This is a genomic window from Bacillus sp. DWP3-1 (assembly GCF_049896565.1).
Classification (GTDB): Bacteria; Bacillota; Bacilli; order Bacillales; family Bacillaceae; genus Bacillus.
The window spans coordinates 824792-842155 of the sequence record NZ_JAFCUN010000001.1; the positions used below are offsets into that span (position 1 = coordinate 824792).

Annotated in this window: 20 protein-coding genes, 1 pseudogene and 1 riboswitch; of the genes and pseudogenes, 2 read left to right on the forward strand and 19 right to left on the reverse strand. The window is 41.3% G+C overall.

What is annotated here, in order from left to right; translation table 11 throughout:
- Window positions 1–89: 89 nt before the first annotated feature.
- The 14 genes from ACP7A0_RS04205 to ACP7A0_RS04270 form a co-directional block, all read right to left on the reverse strand.
- Window positions 90–1193 carry a sigma X negative regulator gene (locus ACP7A0_RS04205; RefSeq protein WP_106031048.1) on the reverse strand — a complete coding sequence of 368 codons (1104 nt, stop codon included), beginning with the start codon at window positions 1191–1193 and terminating at the stop codon, window positions 90–92.
- Window positions 1105–1713, reverse strand: coding sequence for an RNA polymerase sigma factor SigX (gene sigX, locus ACP7A0_RS04210; protein ID WP_034318821.1), 609 nt, complete (start codon window positions 1711–1713; stop codon window positions 1105–1107). The genes ACP7A0_RS04205 and sigX overlap by 89 nt, the downstream gene beginning before the upstream one ends.
- Window positions 1714–1912: 199 nt before the next feature.
- Entirely contained in the window at window positions 1913–3694 is a 1782-nt protein-coding gene (locus ACP7A0_RS04215; RefSeq protein ID WP_060596757.1) for an ATP-binding protein, read from the reverse strand.
- Entirely contained in the window at window positions 3691–4413 is a 723-nt protein-coding gene (locus ACP7A0_RS04220; RefSeq protein ID WP_003215596.1) for a response regulator transcription factor, read from the reverse strand. Before ACP7A0_RS04220 ends, ACP7A0_RS04215 begins: the two co-directional genes overlap by 4 nt.
- Window positions 4414–4499: 86 nt before the next feature.
- Entirely contained in the window at window positions 4500–5678 is a 1179-nt protein-coding gene (gene ccsB / locus ACP7A0_RS04225) for a c-type cytochrome biogenesis protein CcsB (RefSeq protein ID WP_050943828.1), read from the reverse strand.
- Complete coding sequence (gene resB / locus ACP7A0_RS04230) at window positions 5662–7341, reverse strand: cytochrome c biogenesis protein ResB (protein ID WP_426004357.1); 1680 nt, start codon at window positions 7339–7341, stop codon at window positions 5662–5664. The genes ccsB and resB overlap by 17 nt, the downstream gene beginning before the upstream one ends.
- A 1-nt stretch (window position 7342) precedes the next feature.
- A complete protein-coding gene (gene resA / locus ACP7A0_RS04235) occupies window positions 7343–7873 on the reverse strand; it encodes a thiol-disulfide oxidoreductase ResA (protein WP_060596759.1) in 531 nt (176 codons plus the stop codon).
- Between the two features lie 90 nt (window positions 7874–7963).
- Window positions 7964–8698: a 23S rRNA pseudouridine(2605) synthase RluB gene (gene rluB, locus ACP7A0_RS04240; RefSeq protein ID WP_034661122.1), complete on the reverse strand. Its 735-nt coding sequence runs from the start codon at window positions 8696–8698 to the stop codon at window positions 7964–7966.
- Window positions 8699–8833: 135 nt separating this feature from the next.
- Window positions 8834–9370, reverse strand: coding sequence for a spore maturation protein (locus ACP7A0_RS04245; protein ID WP_003216139.1), 537 nt, complete (start codon window positions 9368–9370; stop codon window positions 8834–8836).
- 4 nt (window positions 9371–9374) lie between these two features.
- Entirely contained in the window at window positions 9375–9962 is a 588-nt protein-coding gene (locus ACP7A0_RS04250; protein ID WP_012010425.1) for a nucleoside recognition domain-containing protein, read from the reverse strand.
- Window positions 9950–11101 carry a D-alanyl-D-alanine carboxypeptidase family protein gene (locus tag ACP7A0_RS04255; protein ID WP_060596760.1) on the reverse strand — a complete coding sequence of 384 codons (1152 nt, stop codon included), beginning with the start codon at window positions 11099–11101 and terminating at the stop codon, window positions 9950–9952. The genes ACP7A0_RS04250 and ACP7A0_RS04255 overlap by 13 nt, the downstream gene beginning before the upstream one ends.
- A gap of 112 nt (window positions 11102–11213) precedes the next feature.
- Window positions 11214–11693, reverse strand: coding sequence for a YpuI family protein (locus ACP7A0_RS04260; RefSeq protein ID WP_034661124.1), 480 nt, complete (start codon window positions 11691–11693; stop codon window positions 11214–11216).
- Window positions 11694–11806: 113 nt separating this feature from the next.
- The gene (scpB, locus tag ACP7A0_RS04265) at window positions 11807–12400 is read right to left on the reverse strand and encodes an SMC-Scp complex subunit ScpB (RefSeq protein WP_034661126.1); all 594 of its coding nucleotides are present in this window, start codon (window positions 12398–12400) and stop codon (window positions 11807–11809) included.
- Entirely contained in the window at window positions 12390–13148 is a 759-nt protein-coding gene (locus ACP7A0_RS04270; RefSeq protein ID WP_034661986.1) for a segregation/condensation protein A, read from the reverse strand. Before ACP7A0_RS04270 ends, scpB begins: the two co-directional genes overlap by 11 nt.
- Before the next feature lie 210 nt (window positions 13149–13358).
- Here ACP7A0_RS04270 and ACP7A0_RS04275 point away from each other — a divergent pair, with 210 nt between their 5' ends.
- Window positions 13359–13451, forward strand: coding sequence for a YjcZ family sporulation protein (locus tag ACP7A0_RS04275; RefSeq protein WP_012010430.1), 93 nt, complete (start codon window positions 13359–13361; stop codon window positions 13449–13451).
- An 87-nt stretch (window positions 13452–13538) separates the two neighbouring features.
- On the forward strand, window positions 13539–14063 hold the full coding sequence (locus tag ACP7A0_RS04280; RefSeq protein WP_034661127.1) for a DUF309 domain-containing protein: 525 nt from the start codon (window positions 13539–13541) through the stop codon (window positions 14061–14063).
- Window positions 14064–14087: 24 nt separating this feature from the next.
- On the opposite strand, the gene ACP7A0_RS04285 is transcribed toward ACP7A0_RS04280, so the two are convergent.
- From ACP7A0_RS04285 to ACP7A0_RS04305, 5 genes and pseudogenes are all read right to left on the reverse strand, one after another.
- Window positions 14088–14441, reverse strand: coding sequence for a GNAT family N-acetyltransferase (locus ACP7A0_RS04285; RefSeq protein ID WP_003215830.1), 354 nt, complete (start codon window positions 14439–14441; stop codon window positions 14088–14090).
- 113 nt (window positions 14442–14554) lie between these two features.
- Window positions 14555–15019, reverse strand: a complete 465-nt coding sequence (gene ribH / locus ACP7A0_RS04290) for a 6,7-dimethyl-8-ribityllumazine synthase (protein ID WP_060596841.1) — start codon at window positions 15017–15019, stop codon at window positions 14555–14557.
- 47 nt (window positions 15020–15066) lie between these two features.
- Window positions 15067–15672 (reverse strand): annotated as a pseudogene (gene ribB, locus ACP7A0_RS04295) (3,4-dihydroxy-2-butanone-4-phosphate synthase); the annotation flags it as partial.
- A gap of 11 nt (window positions 15673–15683) precedes the next feature.
- Window positions 15684–16334, reverse strand: a complete 651-nt coding sequence (gene ribE / locus ACP7A0_RS04300; RefSeq protein WP_060596762.1) for a riboflavin synthase — start codon at window positions 16332–16334, stop codon at window positions 15684–15686.
- Window positions 16335–16588: 254 nt separating this feature from the next.
- A riboswitch (FMN riboswitch) is annotated at window positions 16589–16730 on the reverse strand.
- 105 nt (window positions 16731–16835) lie between these two features.
- Window positions 16836–17180: a hypothetical protein gene (locus ACP7A0_RS04305; RefSeq protein ID WP_034318777.1), complete on the reverse strand. Its 345-nt coding sequence runs from the start codon at window positions 17178–17180 to the stop codon at window positions 16836–16838.
- Window positions 17181–17364 lie beyond the last annotated feature (184 nt).

Genomic DNA, 17364 nt, shown 5'->3' on the forward strand with positions numbered 1-17364 from the left:
CTTCTTTGAGGTTCTTTTTATGACAGCTTAGTATACAGCAAGGAAGCTATTTTCTATACATCAAAAAAGAACGCAATTTCTTGCGTCCTTTAACGGTCTCTTATAACAACTGGATTCGGCAGAGCCGGCACCTCTATGGGTTCTTCTAATTCATATGGACCAACTTGATCTGCCCCCGCCTGTTGAATGGTGACCTCTGTAAAACCAAAATCTTTCGCTGAGAGCAGCAGACCTTCAATGAGTAGAATATGATCATTTGAGTCCGATAATTGCGCTGATGCTCCAAATGTGATAGTCACATGTTTTCCTTTAGTCGTCACTTCTTTAATCGATTCATCTTTAATTAATGGATCAAGTCCGGCATCACTTGTCCGCTTCATGGCCTCTACCGCATCTTCATACGAAGAATAATGGGTTTTTGAAGGCACTAAAAAAGTCCCGCTTTTGTTGTCTAAAATATAATAAGCGTGCTTTGTTTGTTTCTCAATCGACATTGTTCCAATGCGGCCATTTGCTCCTAATTGAAGTTGAGAACCTTTGGATGTCTTGACCTGTACCTGCTTATACTTACTCCATTTTAGCGTTTCTTTTACCATATCTTTAAACCGGTTGGCTTCTTTTAACGTATCGAGGGACAAATCATTTTTTAACTGAAAGATGAGTGTATCTCCTTTTTCTCGAAGATCTACCATATCAATATAAGATTGAAGAGGTTTTGTCATTTCAGGCAGCTGCACCTGCTCATATGTGTTCATCATTTCCTGCAAATGATCATACTCATCCTCTTTTTCAATGCTAATTGGAACTACCTGAGAGGTTGATTCATCTATGTATGCAATGGTCATATACTTTTGCTGCTGCTTACGAGAAACAACGTGTGAGGGCCCATCAGTCTGTTTGACCGCCTCTAATGTGGCGTTCACCTGACTTTTGTCAGCACTTGTTTCCACTTGCTTATGATGATCTTGAGCAGCCGGCTGAAATAAATGAGGAGAAATCAAAAACGCCATAAATAAAACCACAACGGTTGCGACCGCTGGACCGATCCATTTGGCACTTTTCTTTTTCTGCCCGCTTGCCATCAGCATCTGCTGGTATATCTGCTTAGATGAACGGTTGTCCTCCACCTTTGGAAGCTGACTTAGTAACACCTTGATTCGTTCTTCGCTCCAATCGGACCTGTTCGTTTTCATTCACTAGCTCCTCCTTCAAAAGCTCCATATGTTTTCGGAGCACTTTCAGGCCTCGGTGCTGCGTTGTTTTGACTTTGCTTTCCGAGAACTTTAGCGCCTTTGCCGTCTCCATGATTGAGTAGCCCTGGATAAATCTTAAAATGATGACAGCTCGTTGATCAATCGTGCAATGATCAAGTGCGGCATAGATTTCTTTTACATTTTCATCCTGTACAGCCAGTTCGTCTGGGAGCAAGTCTGGGTCCTTTACATCCTGCTTATCCCAATCAAACGTGCCGAGTACCCGTTGTCTAATGGTTTGCTGTTTGCGAAACCAATCAATCGCCACATGCCTTGCAATTGAAAACAGCCAAGTTTTCTCGCTGCTTCTTCCTTCAAAAGTTTTATATGAGTGAAGTACCCGGATGTAAACCTCCTGAACGAGATCCTCTGCCTGATTTTTATCTTTAACCATATAAAATAAAAACTGGTACAAATCTTGATGGTACGAATCATATATTTTTTGAAAGGTTTCATGCATAGGAAACCCCTCCGTTCACTTATTTTTGTCGATTGACTCTTACAAAACGTTACATTACAACTTTATGACAAATATATTACAAGTTCGACAATTTGGGAAGGGCTTTTTGTTTAACTTCTCCTTAAAAATATGAAAATAAAAAAACACTTCTTTTTTTAGAAAAGAAGTGTTTCTCATGTAACAAGATTCTTCGTCAGGATTAGACGAGTTCCTGCTTTTTTCTCGGAATATAAAAGGTAAAGTGTGTACCTGTACCCGCTTTGCTATGTGCATGAATGGAGCCTTGATGCGCCTCTACGATGTTCTTCACAATCGCAAGACCAAGCCCAGTACCAGAACGCCCTCTTGTTCTTGCCTTATCCGCTTTATAGAAACGTTCGAAAATAAATGGCAGATCCTCTTCCGGGATTCCGCTTCCCGAATCTTTTACATCCATTTTCAGACCGCTTTCCACCGATTGAACCGAGAAGTGAACCTCTCCGCCCTCTGGTGTATGACGAATGGCGTTATCAATGAGATTCGTAAACACCTGCTCAATCTTATCCGGATCGAGTACAAAGTGCGGTTCATCCACTTGAATGTCATATGTGAGATCAACTTGTTTTTCTTTCGCAATACCGAGAAACTTGCGGTAAATCTTCTCGGTTAACTCTTCTGTATCTGTCGATTCAAGATTAAGTGTAATATGGCCCGCTTCCATTCTCGCTAGATCTAGAAGGTCATTCACAAGACGTCCCATTCGAAGTGATTCGTCGTAGATAATTTGCGCAATCTCTTTCTTTTCCTCTTCTGAGCCTGCAATATCATCTACAATCGCCTCACTATACCCTTGAAGCATGGCAATTGGTGTACGAAGTTCATGACTGACATTGGCAATGAAGTCTTTTCTCAGCTTATCAAGTCTTCGTTCCTCTGTCATATCACGAAGGACCGCAACTGCTCCCCTGACATCCTGCTGATTATAAAGCGGAGACATGAGAAGAACCCAAGTACGTCCTTGCAGCGTGACTTCGATCATTTGCTCTTTTTCTGTGCTGACGGCTGTATGAAACAGTTCTCTCGCTTCTGGTGGCAGTTCATCTCCATCTTTGATCTTCATATTTTGCTCGTAATACCATGCCTGCAAGAATCGTTCTGCAGGAGGATTCGTCATGAGAATCGTTCCATCAATATTGATGGTGATGACACCATCGGCCATACTGCTTAAAATGTTGGACAAATGTTCTTTTTCTTGATTTAAGGCTGTGATATGGAATTTAAGCTGCTTGCCCATTTGATTAAAGGCGATGGCCAATTCTCCAATTTCGTCTTGCGTTAATATAGGAATCTTTGTATCAAATTTCCCCTTCGCCAAATCCTGTGCTCCCTCTCTCATCTTTCTGAGAGGATAGGTGACACGTGTTGATAAGAAGAAAGCGAAGATAGTGGTCAGAACAATGGCAATTCCGGCTGCTAAGAAGATATAACGCGTCGTATGTTTCGTTGTTTGTTCTACAGCGAGTAATGATTGAGAAAGAAAGACCATGCCTTTTTTTCCGTTTGCCTCAAATGGAACACCGACGACAATTCGTTCATCTTTCTGATTGCCTGCATTTGGTTCTGCACGTTTACTGATTTTTTTACGATCTTTTAGTGCTTGATTTAAATCACTGTCCGCTTCAATTTGTTTCTTTGTAATCGCAGGAAGCTTCCCGTCTTTTTCAGACGAATACCACTCTAGCCCGTCCTCTTGGATAATCGCAATACTCGTCAATTTGTCAGCAAGCTCTGATGTAATCGACCTTGCGAGCGATTGATCCTCATGGCTTTCTAAAATGACCGCTACTTTGTTTGCCATTTGAGTTAAATCTGACTTTGCTTCTTCTACATGGTAATTCTCAATGAACTCTAAAAGAAGCACGGTTAAAATAGATAAAACGATCAGGACGAGGAAGAGAATGGTTAACCATAACTTTCCAACGACACTTTTCCACAGTTTCATTCAGCGCCGACCTCAAATTTGTACCCGACACCCCATACCGTCACGATTTTTTTCGCAGCTTCTGGTGACACTTTATTCAGCTTTTCGCGAAGTCGTTTGACGTGGGTATCGACTGTTCTCAAGTCTCCAAAGAATTCATACTGCCATACTTCTTTTAACAGCTTCTCTCTGTCATAAACCTTATCCGGTGTTTTCGCAAGGAAATATAAAAGCTCATATTCCTTCGGCGTGAGACTGACTTCTTTGCCATCAGCCGTCACTCTATGCGCATCGTGGTCAATTGAAAGATGAGAAAACACAAGTACATCTTTTGTTGTTGTCCCAGTATTGAGATAAGACGTTTGAGAAGATCTTCTGAGCAATGCCTTCACACGTAAAACAACTTCACGCGGGCTAAAAGGTTTTACGATATAGTCATCCGTTCCTGCCTCAAACCCTTGGACGCGGTTGGCTTCTTCTCCTTTTGCCGTCAGCATAATGATTGGAGTCGCTTTTTTGTCTCGAATTTGATTACACACTTCGATTCCATCTGTCCCAGGCATCATTAAATCGAGTAAAATGAGGTCATAATCTGTTTGGAGTCCTTTTTGAATCGCCTCATCTCCATTTTCTGCTTCATCGATTTCATAATTTTCACGTTCTAAATACATTTTTAAAAGGCGGCGAATTCTTGCCTCATCATCTACGACTAATATTTTCGTTTGAGTTGTGTGTTCCATTAGACAATCCTCCTGCTTTCTCCGTTGTTACATTCATTTTAACAAAAAGCCGAATCGATTCATAAAAGTTGGCCTTTTTCATGTGATTACGCGTAAGAATGAAGCCCTGCAATCACAAGATTGACAAAGATGAGATTAAACATAATGATGGCGAATCCGATGACAGCTAACCAAGCGGACTTTTCGCCATGCCAGCCCCTTGATAAGCGAAGATGAAGGTAGGCTGCATAAAAGAGAAACGTAATCAATGCCCATACTTCCTTCGGGTCCCAGCCCCAGAACCGAGTCCAGGCAATTTGCGCCCAGATCATTGCAAAAATCAGCCCGCCTAACGCAAATACAGGGAAACCAATGGAAACAGCCCTGTATCCAATTTCATCGACTAAATCTAGGTTCACCTGCTTCACAAGCGGTTGAAGCAGAGCGCTGAGTCGTTTGCGAATGATCAACCGAATCAGTCCATACAAGATCAGCCCCGTGCCGAATGACCATAACACCGTATTGACCTTTCTTCCTGAAAAAACAGGCGGCAAATCAACAAATGGTTCCAAACGATCTTGCGTCACAAGCTCTCCTTTATGAGGTCCAACTAGAGCTGGCAGCTCATAGACCATCACACTTTCCTCTTTATTTTTATCGACCCAATTAAATTTCGCCTCGTATCCTGTCATTCTAAAGATGGACGTGACAGCGATAAATGCAAGTGTGACGACAATCATAAACATGACGAGCTCTAAACCAAATGTCTTCTTCCCTGGCTTTGTTTGGTCGACATGCTTTAATAGGAAGATGACACCTGCCACAAAGCTGATCGCTAAAATGGCTTGCCCAAGTGCTGCTGTTGTCACGTGAATATAAAGCCAATTACTTTGTAGTGAAGGAATCAGCGGTGATATATCAGATGGGAACATACTTGCATAGGCAATAATCAATAAAGCGATTGGAAGTGTAAATAAACCAAGTACAGACACTTGATACACAAAATATAAAATGATGAATGCGAGCACAAGCATCATGCCAAAAGCGGTTGTGAATTCAAACAAATTACTGACTGGTGCATGACCAGACGCCATCCATCTTGAAATAAAATAGCCAAATTGACTTAAAAAACCGATGATGGTGAGCGTAATGCCGATAAGTGCCGCCTTATTCCTGCGCGGTCCATCAACTTTCTTTTTTCCTTTAATGGCACCACCAAAAAAAGGAACTGCCGCTAAATACAATAGAAAAGCTGCAAATAACAGGTTTTCACTGACTGCTGCCATCTAATCCTTCCCCCTTGCTTTTGCTGATACTTGTTGTATCAGGCAGTTCTTTTTGATCAACTGGCTGTTTGATGCCACTGTCACTTAGTAACACGTTGAGATCAGACTTTAAGCCGAACCAGTTTTTGTTTGTGTGTCCTGCCACAAATACTTTTCCATCCTTTGCAGACAGCCAAATTCTTCTATGCTGCCAATACATCCCCTGCACGACACCAATCATGAAGATAATCCCGCCTACGATGAGCACCCCGAGAGTTAAATCTTTTCTAACCGTCAATCCCGTGACGTTTTTCGTTTCCACTCGATCAAACTTCATCTTATATATGTTGTTATCAGAGCCTTCTACTGTCTCTTGAATCGCCACAAAACTTTTTTCACCTTTAGGCTTTTCAGGAGAAATCATTTCAAACACGAAAGCAGGATTATTTGGATTCCTTGTTTTCGTACTCGGCGTTCCATCATCGTCAAAATAAAAATCAGGGAGATAGCTCATCACTTTGACTTTGTAACCGCTACCAAGATCATATTCTGACTTAGGCTCCAGCAGATTAATCTTCACTGTTCCGAAAGATTTTTCTGTATCTTTACGAATCAGCTGAAAGACCATTTGATCGAGTTCATTTTGTTTAAAATCCACTTGATATAATGAGAAATGATCAAACTTGAGCGGTTCGTTCACTTTGATATCGTGTTCTGTTACCTGCTTCAGCTTGGGCTTTTCACCAAAAACAACTTCCCCTTCACGTTTGTATAAAGTGGCATCGGTTTTATAACTTTTCACCACTTGACCGTCGCCAGCTCTTTCAATCGCATTCTCAAACACTTCTTTTTCATTTCCAGTTTCATAGCGGTCAATTGAAAACGCATTATTTTTCAAGAAGTATTGACCATCTGTGCCTGGGATTGGGGCCGTTTCCCCTTCTCTGACCCAGAGCGTTTCATCCACATACATGCCCGGGACAAACCGGAGCATCGATCCAATGAGAAAGATGATTAATCCAATATGATTGACGTAAGGCCCCCAGCGTGAAAAGCGGCCTTTTTCAGCTAAAATATGTCCGTTTTCTTCTCGCACGCGGTAACGCTTTTGTTTCATTGCTCTTATGATGCCTTCATATGTATGCTGATCTAACGTTTTGTCTGTTTCACTGAACAGACGCTGTCTTCTCATAAAGCCTTCTTTTTTGATAACCCCTTGGTTTTTAAGTGCCCGATAAAGAGGAATGACCCGGTCGAGACTGCAAATGACAAGGGAGATTCCGATTGATGCGACTAAAGCTAAAAACCACCAAGAATTATAAAGATCATGGAATCCAAGTATGTAATACAGCCTACCAAACGACCCATATTGCTCTTCATAATAGGTGGAAGCAGATGCACCTGGCGGAATAAACCGCTCCTGCGGAAAAATGGTTCCTAGTGAGGAAGCAAGCAGTGTAATAACAATCAGCCACACGCCCACTTTAACGGAAGAAAAAAAGTTCCATACTTTATCCACAATCGTTTTGTTGTATGTTTGCGAGCGTCTTGCACTGCCGTCATATCTCATATCAAGCAGCTTTGAAGAGTTTTTCTCTATAGCTGCAATTGGATTCCCGCATGATTCACATAAAACAGTACCGATTGGATTAATATGTCCACACTCGCACTTTACCTCTTTCATTCTATGACCCCTTTGGTTTAATCAAATTCATATATTCATAGACATTACGTTCTGTCATGGTTCCCTTTATGACTTTGATTACCTTGCCTTCAGGATTAATTAAAAATGTGGTTGGCAGCGGCGTAATATCATATGCCTCTGTCACTTGACGATCTTTGTCCATCGCAACAGGAAAATTCACGCCATAGGTTTCCATAAAATTTTTCACGGCAATATTGGATTCCCCAACATTGACTGCAACAATTTCCACACCGCGATCCTTGAATACTTCATATTGATTTGCCATGTAAGGAAATTCTTGTTTACACGGACCACACCAGGTCCCCCAAAAATTAAGGAAGACGCCTTTGCCTTTTAATTCCTTTAATTCAATCCGTTCCCCATCCACTGATTGAAGGACAAAGTTTGGCGCAATAGATCCTTCTTTGACTTGATCCTGTTTGGCAAATACTGAGTTATACATCGTATAACAAAGTGCAGCAAGCATCACGAGGAGAATGCCCGTCCGTATGAAAAACCGTCTTTTCTTCATCTGAAGTACCCCTTCCCCATAGACATTCAGGTAAATTATAGCATTCTCCTTCTTTTGATGCTTCTTCATTTTTTGAAGTTTATGTGAAAATTAAAAAGCGCTTTTCCCATGATCTGCAATCGCTCTTAGGCGCTTGACTTCATGCGGAGACAATTCTCTGCGGTCTCCCGGTCTCATGCCTTCAATATGAAGGAACGCATATTGCTCTCTTTTTAGCTTTAACACATCATGACCGATCGCTTCAAACATGCGGCGCACTTGTCTGTTTCTGCCTTCATGAATGGTTAATTGAACGATAGATGTCTGCTTTCGTTTATCGATAGAAAGCATTTTGGCACGAGCACGTGCTGTCTTTTTATGATCTAACATGATCCCTTTTTCTAGCTTTCTAAGCAATTCCTTTGATGGGATGCCTTTTAGCTTCGCTGCATACGTTTTATCAATTTCATATTTCGGATGCATGAGCTTATGGGCAAATTCCCCGTCATTTGTAATTAAAATCAAACCGCTCGTATCATAATCTAAGCGGCCGATTGGATAAAGGCGCTGCGGGACGTCATCAAAGAAATCTGTGACGACCTTACGTCCTTTATCATCCTCAGCAGCTGAAATGACGCCGCGCGGTTTATAAAGCATAAAGTAAACCGGTTCTTCTCTTTCAAGCTTTAATCCGTTGACTTCAATTTTATCTGAAGAGCCCACTTTTACTCCGAGCTCTGTCACTGTTTGACCATTAACGGTAACTCGTCCTTCTTTAATTAATTCTTCTGCCTTTCGTCTAGAAGCGACGCCGGCATGTGCAATTACTTTCTGTAAACGTTCCATTTGTCTTTCACCTCATGTACTATCTTACTTGCTTGACTTAAAACAAACAAGCATTCGTGGAAAAATAAGCGATTCGTCTGTCTAATTTCAGCTAAAAAGCGATTTTCCATCCACGAAATACAAAAAAGCGCCTCATTAGGCGCCGCTAAATAACAAACTGACGATGATGACAGATGCAATGATTCCAATGAGGTCCGCTAACAGTCCTACTTTCAGCGCATCCCCCATCTTTTTAATACCGACTGCTCCAAAATAGACCGTTAAAATGTATAGGGTGGTATCTGTTGACCCTTGCATGACAGCTGCGAGCTGTCCGATAAAAGAATCTGGTCCATATGTCGCAATGAGGTCTGATGTCATCCCGAGTGCGGCCGTGCCAGATATCGGACGAATAAACGCAAGCGGCACCACTTCTGCCGGGAAGCCGATCGCTGTAAACACAGGTTTTAACAGTCCCATGACAAAGTCAAGCGCACCAGACGCACGGAATATCGTAATGGCCACAAGCATGCCGACTAAATAAGGAATGATTGAAAAGGCAATTTGAATCCCCTCTTTCCCGCCCTCGACAAATGTTTCATAGGTCGGTACCTTTTTAATGGTTCCCGCAATCAAAATTCCTGCGATGATCAGTGGGATCAAAGCAAGTGACAGCCAGTTAATAAATGACACGAGATCACCCCCGCCTGCTTCTGCGATAGTGGAAATAGCGATCAATGAGAATTGCACCGATTCCTGAAATGAGTGTTGCCAAAATGGTTGGGCCTACAATGTCTGTTGGCTGATCTGCACCATAGGTCATTCTAATCGCAATGACGGTTGTTGGCACAAGTGTGATAGAGGATGTGTTGACCGCTAAAAATGTAATCATGGACCGGCTTGCCTCATTTTTTCCGCCGTTTAATGCTTTCATCTGCTCCATTGCCTTAATCCCAAGCGGTGTAGCAGCATTCCCGAGACCAAAGAAATTCGCCATAAGGTTGGACAAAATATACCCCATTGCGGGATGGTTAGGCGGAATATCCGGAAATAGCTTTGAAATAAAGGGACGGCACAATTTACTAAAGAAATTTAACAAACCTGCCTCTTCTGCAATCTTCATCAGTCCGAGCCAAAAAACGAGGACACTAATCAGACCAATTGAAATGGTAACTGCTTCTTTTGAGCCCTTAAATACAGCTTCGTTTACTTCCTCCATCGTTCCGTTGAACATCGCATAGACAAGACCGATGACAGTGAGGAATACCCAAATTAGATTGACCATGAAGATCCGCCTATAGATGTCTGAAAGACAGACTTAAACATTTCTTGAAAGCTTTTTTGAGGCATTCGATTTCGTTTATTTTCATAAAAAATCGGCACTTGCTCGATCACCTGGCCATCTAATAAAAATGTCATTTTCCCTACAACATCCGGGATGGCTTCGGCGTTTTTTTCCCACTTCTTTTGAGGGGTAAGCATTTCCGTTTCAATTTCCACTAGCTTTTTCTCATCTTCATTTAAAAAATAGTCCACATCACGCTTGATAAATGCTTTTTTTTCGTAAAAGGTTCCTTTTAACGAAGCGAGTCTTCCTTTTTCAGCAAGTACGTACGTTTTATAGTGATCAAATGCATATTCAAACATAGAGATATGATCCTTCCAATCATCTGGCGCATTAATGGTCACAGCGATCAGCGCCGCATCCCCTTTTGCAGCTGTAGAGACAAGTGTGCGTTTTGCAAGCTTCGTATATCCCGTTTTCCCCCCAGTTGAATATTGATATAAACCAGTGAGGAGCTTGTTTTTATTTTTCCAATAGCCTTCCATCGTTTTCGCTTTATAGAAAGTCGTGCCCGCAATTTTTTGATATTGTTTATGCTCCATGGCATATTTTGTTAAAATGGCCATGTCATAGGCTGATGAATAATGATGTTTATGATCATCGAGTCCATGCGGATTTTGAAAATTTGTATTCTCCATTCCTAGTTCAGACGCTTTTTGATTCATCATAAAAATAAATCCTTCTAAGCTGCCGCCCACATGCTCTGCAATGGCAACAGCTGCATCATTTCCAGAACGCAGCATAAGCCCGTACGTCAAGTCTTCTAAACTCACCTTCTGCCCTTCTTTTAAATAGAGCGATGAGCCCTCTGCTTGAATCGCGCGTTTTGATACCTTGACGGTGTCTTTCATTTTTCCTGATTCAATGGCTAATACCGCCGTCATAATTTTCGTAATACTGGCGATTCTCCTTTTTTCATGCTCGTCCTTTCCAAATAGGACTCTGCCTGACTGTCCATCTATTAAAATGGCGCTTCTTGCACTCACAGATAATGATATGTCTGCTTTGGCATGTGAGGAAAAAGGCAGTAAGAGTGTAAATAGAAGAAGGACTGCTGTTCCAATTTTTAAATAGGGCATGTTCATTCACGTCCTTGTCCGTTTTGTACAAGTGTATGCGCGCCTTAAAAAGTTATGATGCCTCGTCCATAAAAAAAAGCGTCTCTATATGTAGAGACACTTTTTCCTCTTGCTATACCATTTTCATTTGCTGATGAGATGTCGTATATTCTAGCTCTTCTCTCATCGCTAAAAAATCGTTTTCTAATGAAGAAAATAATCGTTTCATATCAGCGGATACTTCATGGTGGAAAACAATGCTGCCCTTTCCTGTATACGCGGAACGGCTGTCTTCATACCATGTATCCTTTTTCGGCGTAAAAAATTCTTCAATACATTGATGATAAATACGGTGAAGCGTCTGCTGCGCGGCTTGCTGAGGGAATGTCTGCTGCTGGCTGATTTTCCTGCAAACTGCCGCTGCATCCTCGCTGTACACTGCAAGCTTCCGTAATGTACTCAATATGTCACAATAATAGGCTTCCGCTTCAGGGTTTAATCGTTTCATGCTTGATAAGGTAGCTTCGTTCAGAAAACCATTCATTTCAGTTGCAACCTTTGATAAAAAGACGCCTGCTTGATCAACTTGAGCCTTTACATTCATATGTGCCATTTGTTTCGTGTTTACCTTCCCCTCATGGCTTTATTACCATTTTATCTGACATCAATAGATGTTAGACCTAAAATCTTTTTTATATTTTATCATACATTTTTAATTCTTTTGAACTATTTTATCTCTTCGAATGTTTGATTGAAGTTTTCAAAAAAAAGATCAGCCTCTTCTTGTACACCATCTGCTTCCACATTCTCTGGCAGCGGAGGTAATTCATCCAAGGCCTTTAAGCCAAACTGCTCTAAAAAGGTAGGTGTTGTCCCATAAAGAATCGCTCGCCCCGGGCCATCGGCACGTCCTACTTCACAGAGCAGTGCTTTGGCTACTAAACTATGAAGCACCCGCTCTGATTTGACTCCTCTGATCTCCTCTACCTCACTGCGTGTGATCGGCTGTTTATAAGAAACGATTGCGAGTACCTCAAGCGCTGCCTGTGACAAACCTTTGGATGGGGTCTCGACTAATTTTTTCAAATAAATGCTGTATTCTTTTTTCGTCAGCAGCATATATGAATCTGCATATTCAATGAGCTCAATCCCTCGTTCTTGTTTTTGATATTCTTCCTTTACGGCAGACATCATGTCGAGTAATGCTGCCTCTTCTACTTCAAGAACAGACATGAGCTGTTTTTTTGTTAAGCCTTCGTCACCTGCTGCATACAGCAGCGCTTCTATGATGGCTTTCCAATTCACGATATCAAGCGTCATGAATCGTTTCACTCCCTATTATATAAATGTCTTCAAAGTTTCCTTCCTGCTCTAACATGATTTGATGACTTTTCATCAATTCGAGAACAGCAAGAAACGTCACGACAAGGTGCTCCTTTTGATCATGTTGAAATAGAGTCATGAAATTGGTCCGCTTTTTCGTTTTTCTTAAATGGTTCATAATCTCATTCATTTTGTCTTCAATCGGGATTTCTTGTCTTGTAATCTTAGATGGTGCTGGTTTCGTTATTTTTTTTCGGTTCAATACCTTTTGGAACGCACCTAACATATCATACACCGTGACATGTAAGTTTGTGTCCTTCACTTCCGATTCTTTTGCAAATTCGCTTAAATCACTCGGAGGTTTTGTAAAGGCATTTTGCCTTTCTTCCTCGCGTTCCTTTAGTTCTTGTGCTGCATTTTTATACTTGCGGTATTCAATCAATTTGCCAATCAGCTCTTCTCGAGGGTCCTCTTCCTCTTCGAGCAGGTCTTCATCAAATAGCTCTTCCTCTTGTTTCGGAAGGAGCATTCTGCTTTTAATACTCAGGAGGGTTGCAGCCATCACCAAATATTCACTTGCCACATCAAGTTCAAGCTCCCTCATTGTGTGGACATATAATAAATACTGCTCCGTAATTTTAGCAACGGGAATATCATAAATATCGATTTCCAACCGGTTGATTAAATGTAAAAGTAAGTCCAAAGGACCTTCAAACGAATCTATTTTCACCTGATATTCCAGCATTTTTTTCTCACCATTTCTACTGTCTTCTAAGTACCGTTTCACCGGCTAACCTTTAGTATAAGACAGGATAAAGCTCTCGTCCAATATAATTTCGACCATGATGTCCTAGGCAAAACAAGAAAAACAGTGGTTTCGCCCATACCACTCAGGGCATTTATACATAGAATACCATTGTAAAACAGAACTGATGAAAAAGGAGGCCGTATCATTATGGGAGATGGCTATAACTTTGGCGGAGGTTTCGCGCTTATTGTCGTGCTTTTCATCTTGCTGATCATCGTTGGCGCGGCTTGGGTTTATTAAAGAAACAGAGCGTCCTTTCACGAAGGGCGCTCTTTCTTCTTTTCTTTTCAATATGTTAGACTGAGAGTGGAAAAGGAGATGACCACTGTGTATCCTGAAGCGTACGTGGCTTTTTTACATGAATTTCATACGACAAGAGATTATTTTGAGTGTCATGAAATTCTTGAGGAATATTGGAAGGAAGACCCGCCTGAGCAGCGCAAAGAATATTGGGTTGGTTTCATTCAGCTTGCCGTTGCTTTGTATCATCAAAGACGGGGAAATGGAAAAGGGGCAAAACGGCTCATTTCAAACAGCCTCCACTTGCTGGAAGCAAACCGGCCCGTATTAGCGAACCTCGGTCTAGATGATGAGGCGTTTCTCATACTTCTGAGAACGCTAAAGAAGAAAATGAATGAAGACATGCCCTACGAAAGTGTGTTGCTCCCGATCAAAGATCAAGCGCTTCTTTCTTTATGCCAAGAAATGGCTCAAAAAGAAGGACTGACCTTTGGACAGGAGAGCAACTTATCCCACACATTTTTGATCGAAAAACATAGACTGCGTGACCGGACAGATGTATTGCTTGAACGAAAAAAGCAGATCGAACGTAAAAAAAGCAGAGGACTGTAGCCTCTGCTTTTACATGTGTGATATTTAATTTGTTTCGCTGTGACACTTATGAAAGAAGCCTTGCGTTAATTCATTTGGAATGAGTGTTTTGGTTTTGAATACCTCTTCCACGGCTAAAACCATTTCCTTGCCGATTCCTTGATCTCGATGGGATGGATTCACACTAATATGCTCGATTTGTACTTGGTCGTCTGTTTTCAACACACCAATGGCACCTACGATATCCTCGCCATCTTTCCAAAGGAACAGCTGCCGATTTTCATCCATTTCATATGACTTCATCGTCTGCTGAAGCTGTTTGACGTCTTTCTCACCCGGCATGAAGGAGAGTAGCCCCATGGCAATTTTTTCAAAAGACCTCTTATAACGAATTAACATATATACCCCTCAATATTCAAATTATCCTAATGTCCAGCAAATGTCTCACGAATCATTTGCTCATCACACATTATAAACATTTTTATACCGTTTTTAAACTCTTTTTCACTAAATTAACGAAAGGTTCGATTGAGATTCGCCATTTCAATGGCAGCTGCAGCCGATTCGCTGCCTTTATTTCCAGCTTTTGTGCCGGCTCTTTCGATGGCTTGTTCAATGGATTCTGTTGTTAGTACACCAAAGATAATCGGTACTCCTGTTGACATGGCACTTTGAGCAATTCCTTTAGCGGCTTCATTACAAACATAATCGTAGTGAGTTGTTGCGCCCCGGATTACGGTTCCTAGTGTAATGACGGCATCGTATTTCTTTGTTTCAGCTAGTTTTTTTGCCATGTACGGAATTTCAAAAGCACCCGGTACCCACACGACATCAATATCGTCACCGTTTGCTCCGTGTCTGAGCAATGTATCTTCTGCTCCGTCAAGCAGTTTACTTGTAATAAAGTCATTAAATCTCGCGACGACGATTGCAAATTTTAGTCCTTCTGCTACTACATGCCCTTGTATTGTATTCATATGTTGATCATCCTTTTTTGTGATTTTTATTTTGTTTCGATAGTTGCTGTTTCGTTATTGTTTAAATAGGTCTGCAATGCTTCTATTGTCAGCATCTTTAAACCGTGCTGTTTTTGGATCTCTTTTAGTTCGGGGACGCGCGCCATTGTGCCATCTACATTCATAATTTCACATATGACACCCGCTGGCTCTGAACCTGCCAGTTTCGCAAGATCTACCGCCGCCTCTGTATGACCTGGTCTTTCTAGTACACCGCCCTCTTTTGCAATGAGCGGAAACACATGACCTGGGCGGGCAAATTCTTCTGGTGTTGCGTCTTTATTTAACATGGCAAGCATGGTCGCAGAGCGCTCAAAAGCACTAATACCAGTCGTCGTTGTCACATGATCAATGCTCACTGTAAACGCTGTATGGTGTGCATCTGTATTTTGTTCTACCATTGGATGCAGGTTCAGGTGTTTGGCGATCGACGCATGGACCGGTGTACAAATGAGGCCTCTTCCATGTAAAGCCATAAAGTTAATAACTTCAGGCGTGGCATGCTCAGCAAGTGCCACAAAATCTCCTTCATTCTCTCTGTCTTCATCATCCACTACAATAATGATTTCTCCTTCTTTTAGAGCATATACTGCTTCTTCTACTGAATGATACATACAATCGCCTCCTAGAATCCGTGCTCTTTTAAAAATGATGGGGTCAATCGGGATGGCTGCTTTTCGCCTTGTTCTTTTGTTAAAAAGCGATAAATGTATTTGCCGATCATGTCACACTCTATATTCACAATCTCTCCCATAGATTTAGTCGGGAAAATAGTTCCTTCAAGCGTATGAGGAATAATAGAGACTGTGACGTGTGAATCTTGCAAATCGAAAATGGTTAAGCTGACACCATCTATTGCGATCGAACCCTTTTGCGTGAGCATATCTGTGAGGGTCTTGTCCATCTCCAAATCATAGTAAATGGCATTACTTTTCTTTTCTATTCGGGTAATGACTGCCGTTCCGTCAACATGGCCTGAGACAAAATGGCCGCCGAATCGTCCATTCGAGGACATGGCCCGCTCTAAATTCACTGGACTGCCTGATGTCAGCTGATCCAGTGATGTCGCTTTGACCGTCTCTGGCATCACATCTGCTGCGAACTGTGCTTTTGTAAAGCTTGTGACTGTAAGACATACACCATTGATCGCAATACTGTCTCCAAGGTGAACATCTTCTAGCACACGGCTGCACTTAATGACAATTTCCATGGCATCTGCTGACTTTTTACTTAATGACTGTACGGTGCCAACTTCTTCAATTATCCCCGTAAACATGTGATCCTCCCTTTCTTTTCATTTGTATTTCTCACTTTATAAAAAAGCGATGTTAGGGACATGTGATCGATTGAGCACCTTCGTCGCTTTTTAAGGTCCATACAAGGTAGATGAGGGATCACCTAATAAACACTGCATGCCGGTCTATTAACTACATGTACATACAGAAAGCCCCGGAAAAAATTCCGGGGCTTTGGCTTTTTTGCATCAGAAATAAAACTATGATCAACAAATATTTTTCGTTCATAGCTTTCTTTATCCTTCTCCCATCCAGACTTTCACTGTCGGCTTCAGCTTTTCACTGAATCAACCGTTAATAAATTAACGGGTCACGGGCTGTAAAGCATTTGCTTTATTACCGTCGGTCGGGATTTTCACCCTGCCCCGAAGGATACAATCGATATTTAGCTGTCCTTAGGGGCTATTATAGCGATCCTTGTTGTCAAATGCAACAATCAAGATTTCTCACAAAAAAAGTCTCCTTATAGGAAAGGAGACTTGTTAATTAACGACTTTTACTACTTTTATAAGTCCATCTATTCTTTTTTCATTACTAAAGTAGGCTTTAATACGATCGCCTTTCTTCAAGTCGGCCACATCATCTTCGAATTTCTTTCCATTAAAAATGATTTTTGTGCCGTTTTTTGCTTGACCGTAATATTCATCTCCATCAATTTTCGTAATGGTATATTCATAGATGGTATAATCTTTATCATTATTTGTTAAGCTTTCACCAATGGCTGTTGGCACATCTTCAATTTTCATGCCATTCATGTATAAATAACCTGCGCCTAAACAAAGCAGTAAAACAAATAAGACGGCAATTTTCAATTTAATTTTCCCCATATTTAGAACCTCCATCATCTGCACTTCGCCTATTTGTATGTTTTATTCCTTCTTTTGATGAAATAAAACCAAAAAAGCTGATTTCCATTAATGGTTACTTATATAACGATTGAGTTGGACCTTTGGTTCCACCTTTTCATCATTACATATGATACGAATATGCGTTCTTTATTAAGGGGGTCTC

Coding starts and splice junctions, on each gene's coding strand:
- resB (WP_426004357.1), bottom strand. CDS start 7,341: ATGAAAGAGGTAAAGTGCGAGTGTGGACATATTAATCCAATCGGTACT.
- ribH (WP_060596841.1), bottom strand. CDS start 15,019: ATGAATACAATACAAGGGCATGTAGTAGCAGAAGGACTAAAATTTGCA.
- ribE (WP_060596762.1), bottom strand. CDS start 16,334: ATGTTTACGGGGATAATTGAAGAAGTTGGCACCGTACAGTCATTAAGT.
- sigX (WP_034318821.1), bottom strand. CDS start 1,713: ATGCATGAAACCTTTCAAAAAATATATGATTCGTACCATCAAGATTTG.
- ACP7A0_RS04270 (WP_034661986.1), bottom strand. CDS start 13,148: ATGCTGGAATATCAGGTGAAAATAGATTCGTTTGAAGGTCCTTTGGAC.
- ACP7A0_RS04255 (WP_060596760.1), bottom strand. CDS start 11,101: ATGCCCTATTTAAAAATTGGAACAGCAGTCCTTCTTCTATTTACACTC.
- ACP7A0_RS04260 (WP_034661124.1), bottom strand. CDS start 11,693: ATGGCACATATGAATGTAAAGGCTCAAGTTGATCAAGCAGGCGTCTTT.
- ACP7A0_RS04250 (WP_012010425.1), bottom strand. CDS start 9,962: ATGGTCAATCTAATTTGGGTATTCCTCACTGTCATCGGTCTTGTCTAT.
- ccsB (WP_050943828.1), bottom strand. CDS start 5,678: ATGGCAGCAGTCAGTGAAAACCTGTTATTTGCAGCTTTTCTATTGTAT.
- resA (WP_060596759.1), bottom strand. CDS start 7,873: ATGAAGAAAAGACGGTTTTTCATACGGACGGGCATTCTCCTCGTGATG.
- rluB (WP_034661122.1), bottom strand. CDS start 8,698: ATGGAACGTTTACAGAAAGTAATTGCACATGCCGGCGTCGCTTCTAGA.
- ACP7A0_RS04305 (WP_034318777.1), bottom strand. CDS start 17,180: ATGGGGAAAATTAAATTGAAAATTGCCGTCTTATTTGTTTTACTGCTT.
- ACP7A0_RS04285 (WP_003215830.1), bottom strand. CDS start 14,441: ATGTTAATTCGTTATAAGAGGTCTTTTGAAAAAATTGCCATGGGGCTA.
- ACP7A0_RS04275 (WP_012010430.1), top strand. CDS start 13,359: ATGGGAGATGGCTATAACTTTGGCGGAGGTTTCGCGCTTATTGTCGTG.
- ACP7A0_RS04215 (WP_060596757.1), bottom strand. CDS start 3,694: ATGAAACTGTGGAAAAGTGTCGTTGGAAAGTTATGGTTAACCATTCTC.
- scpB (WP_034661126.1), bottom strand. CDS start 12,400: ATGACGCTTGATATCGTGAATTGGAAAGCCATCATAGAAGCGCTGCTG.
- ACP7A0_RS04220 (WP_003215596.1), bottom strand. CDS start 4,413: ATGGAACACACAACTCAAACGAAAATATTAGTCGTAGATGATGAGGCA.
- ACP7A0_RS04205 (WP_106031048.1), bottom strand. CDS start 1,193: ATGAAAACGAACAGGTCCGATTGGAGCGAAGAACGAATCAAGGTGTTA.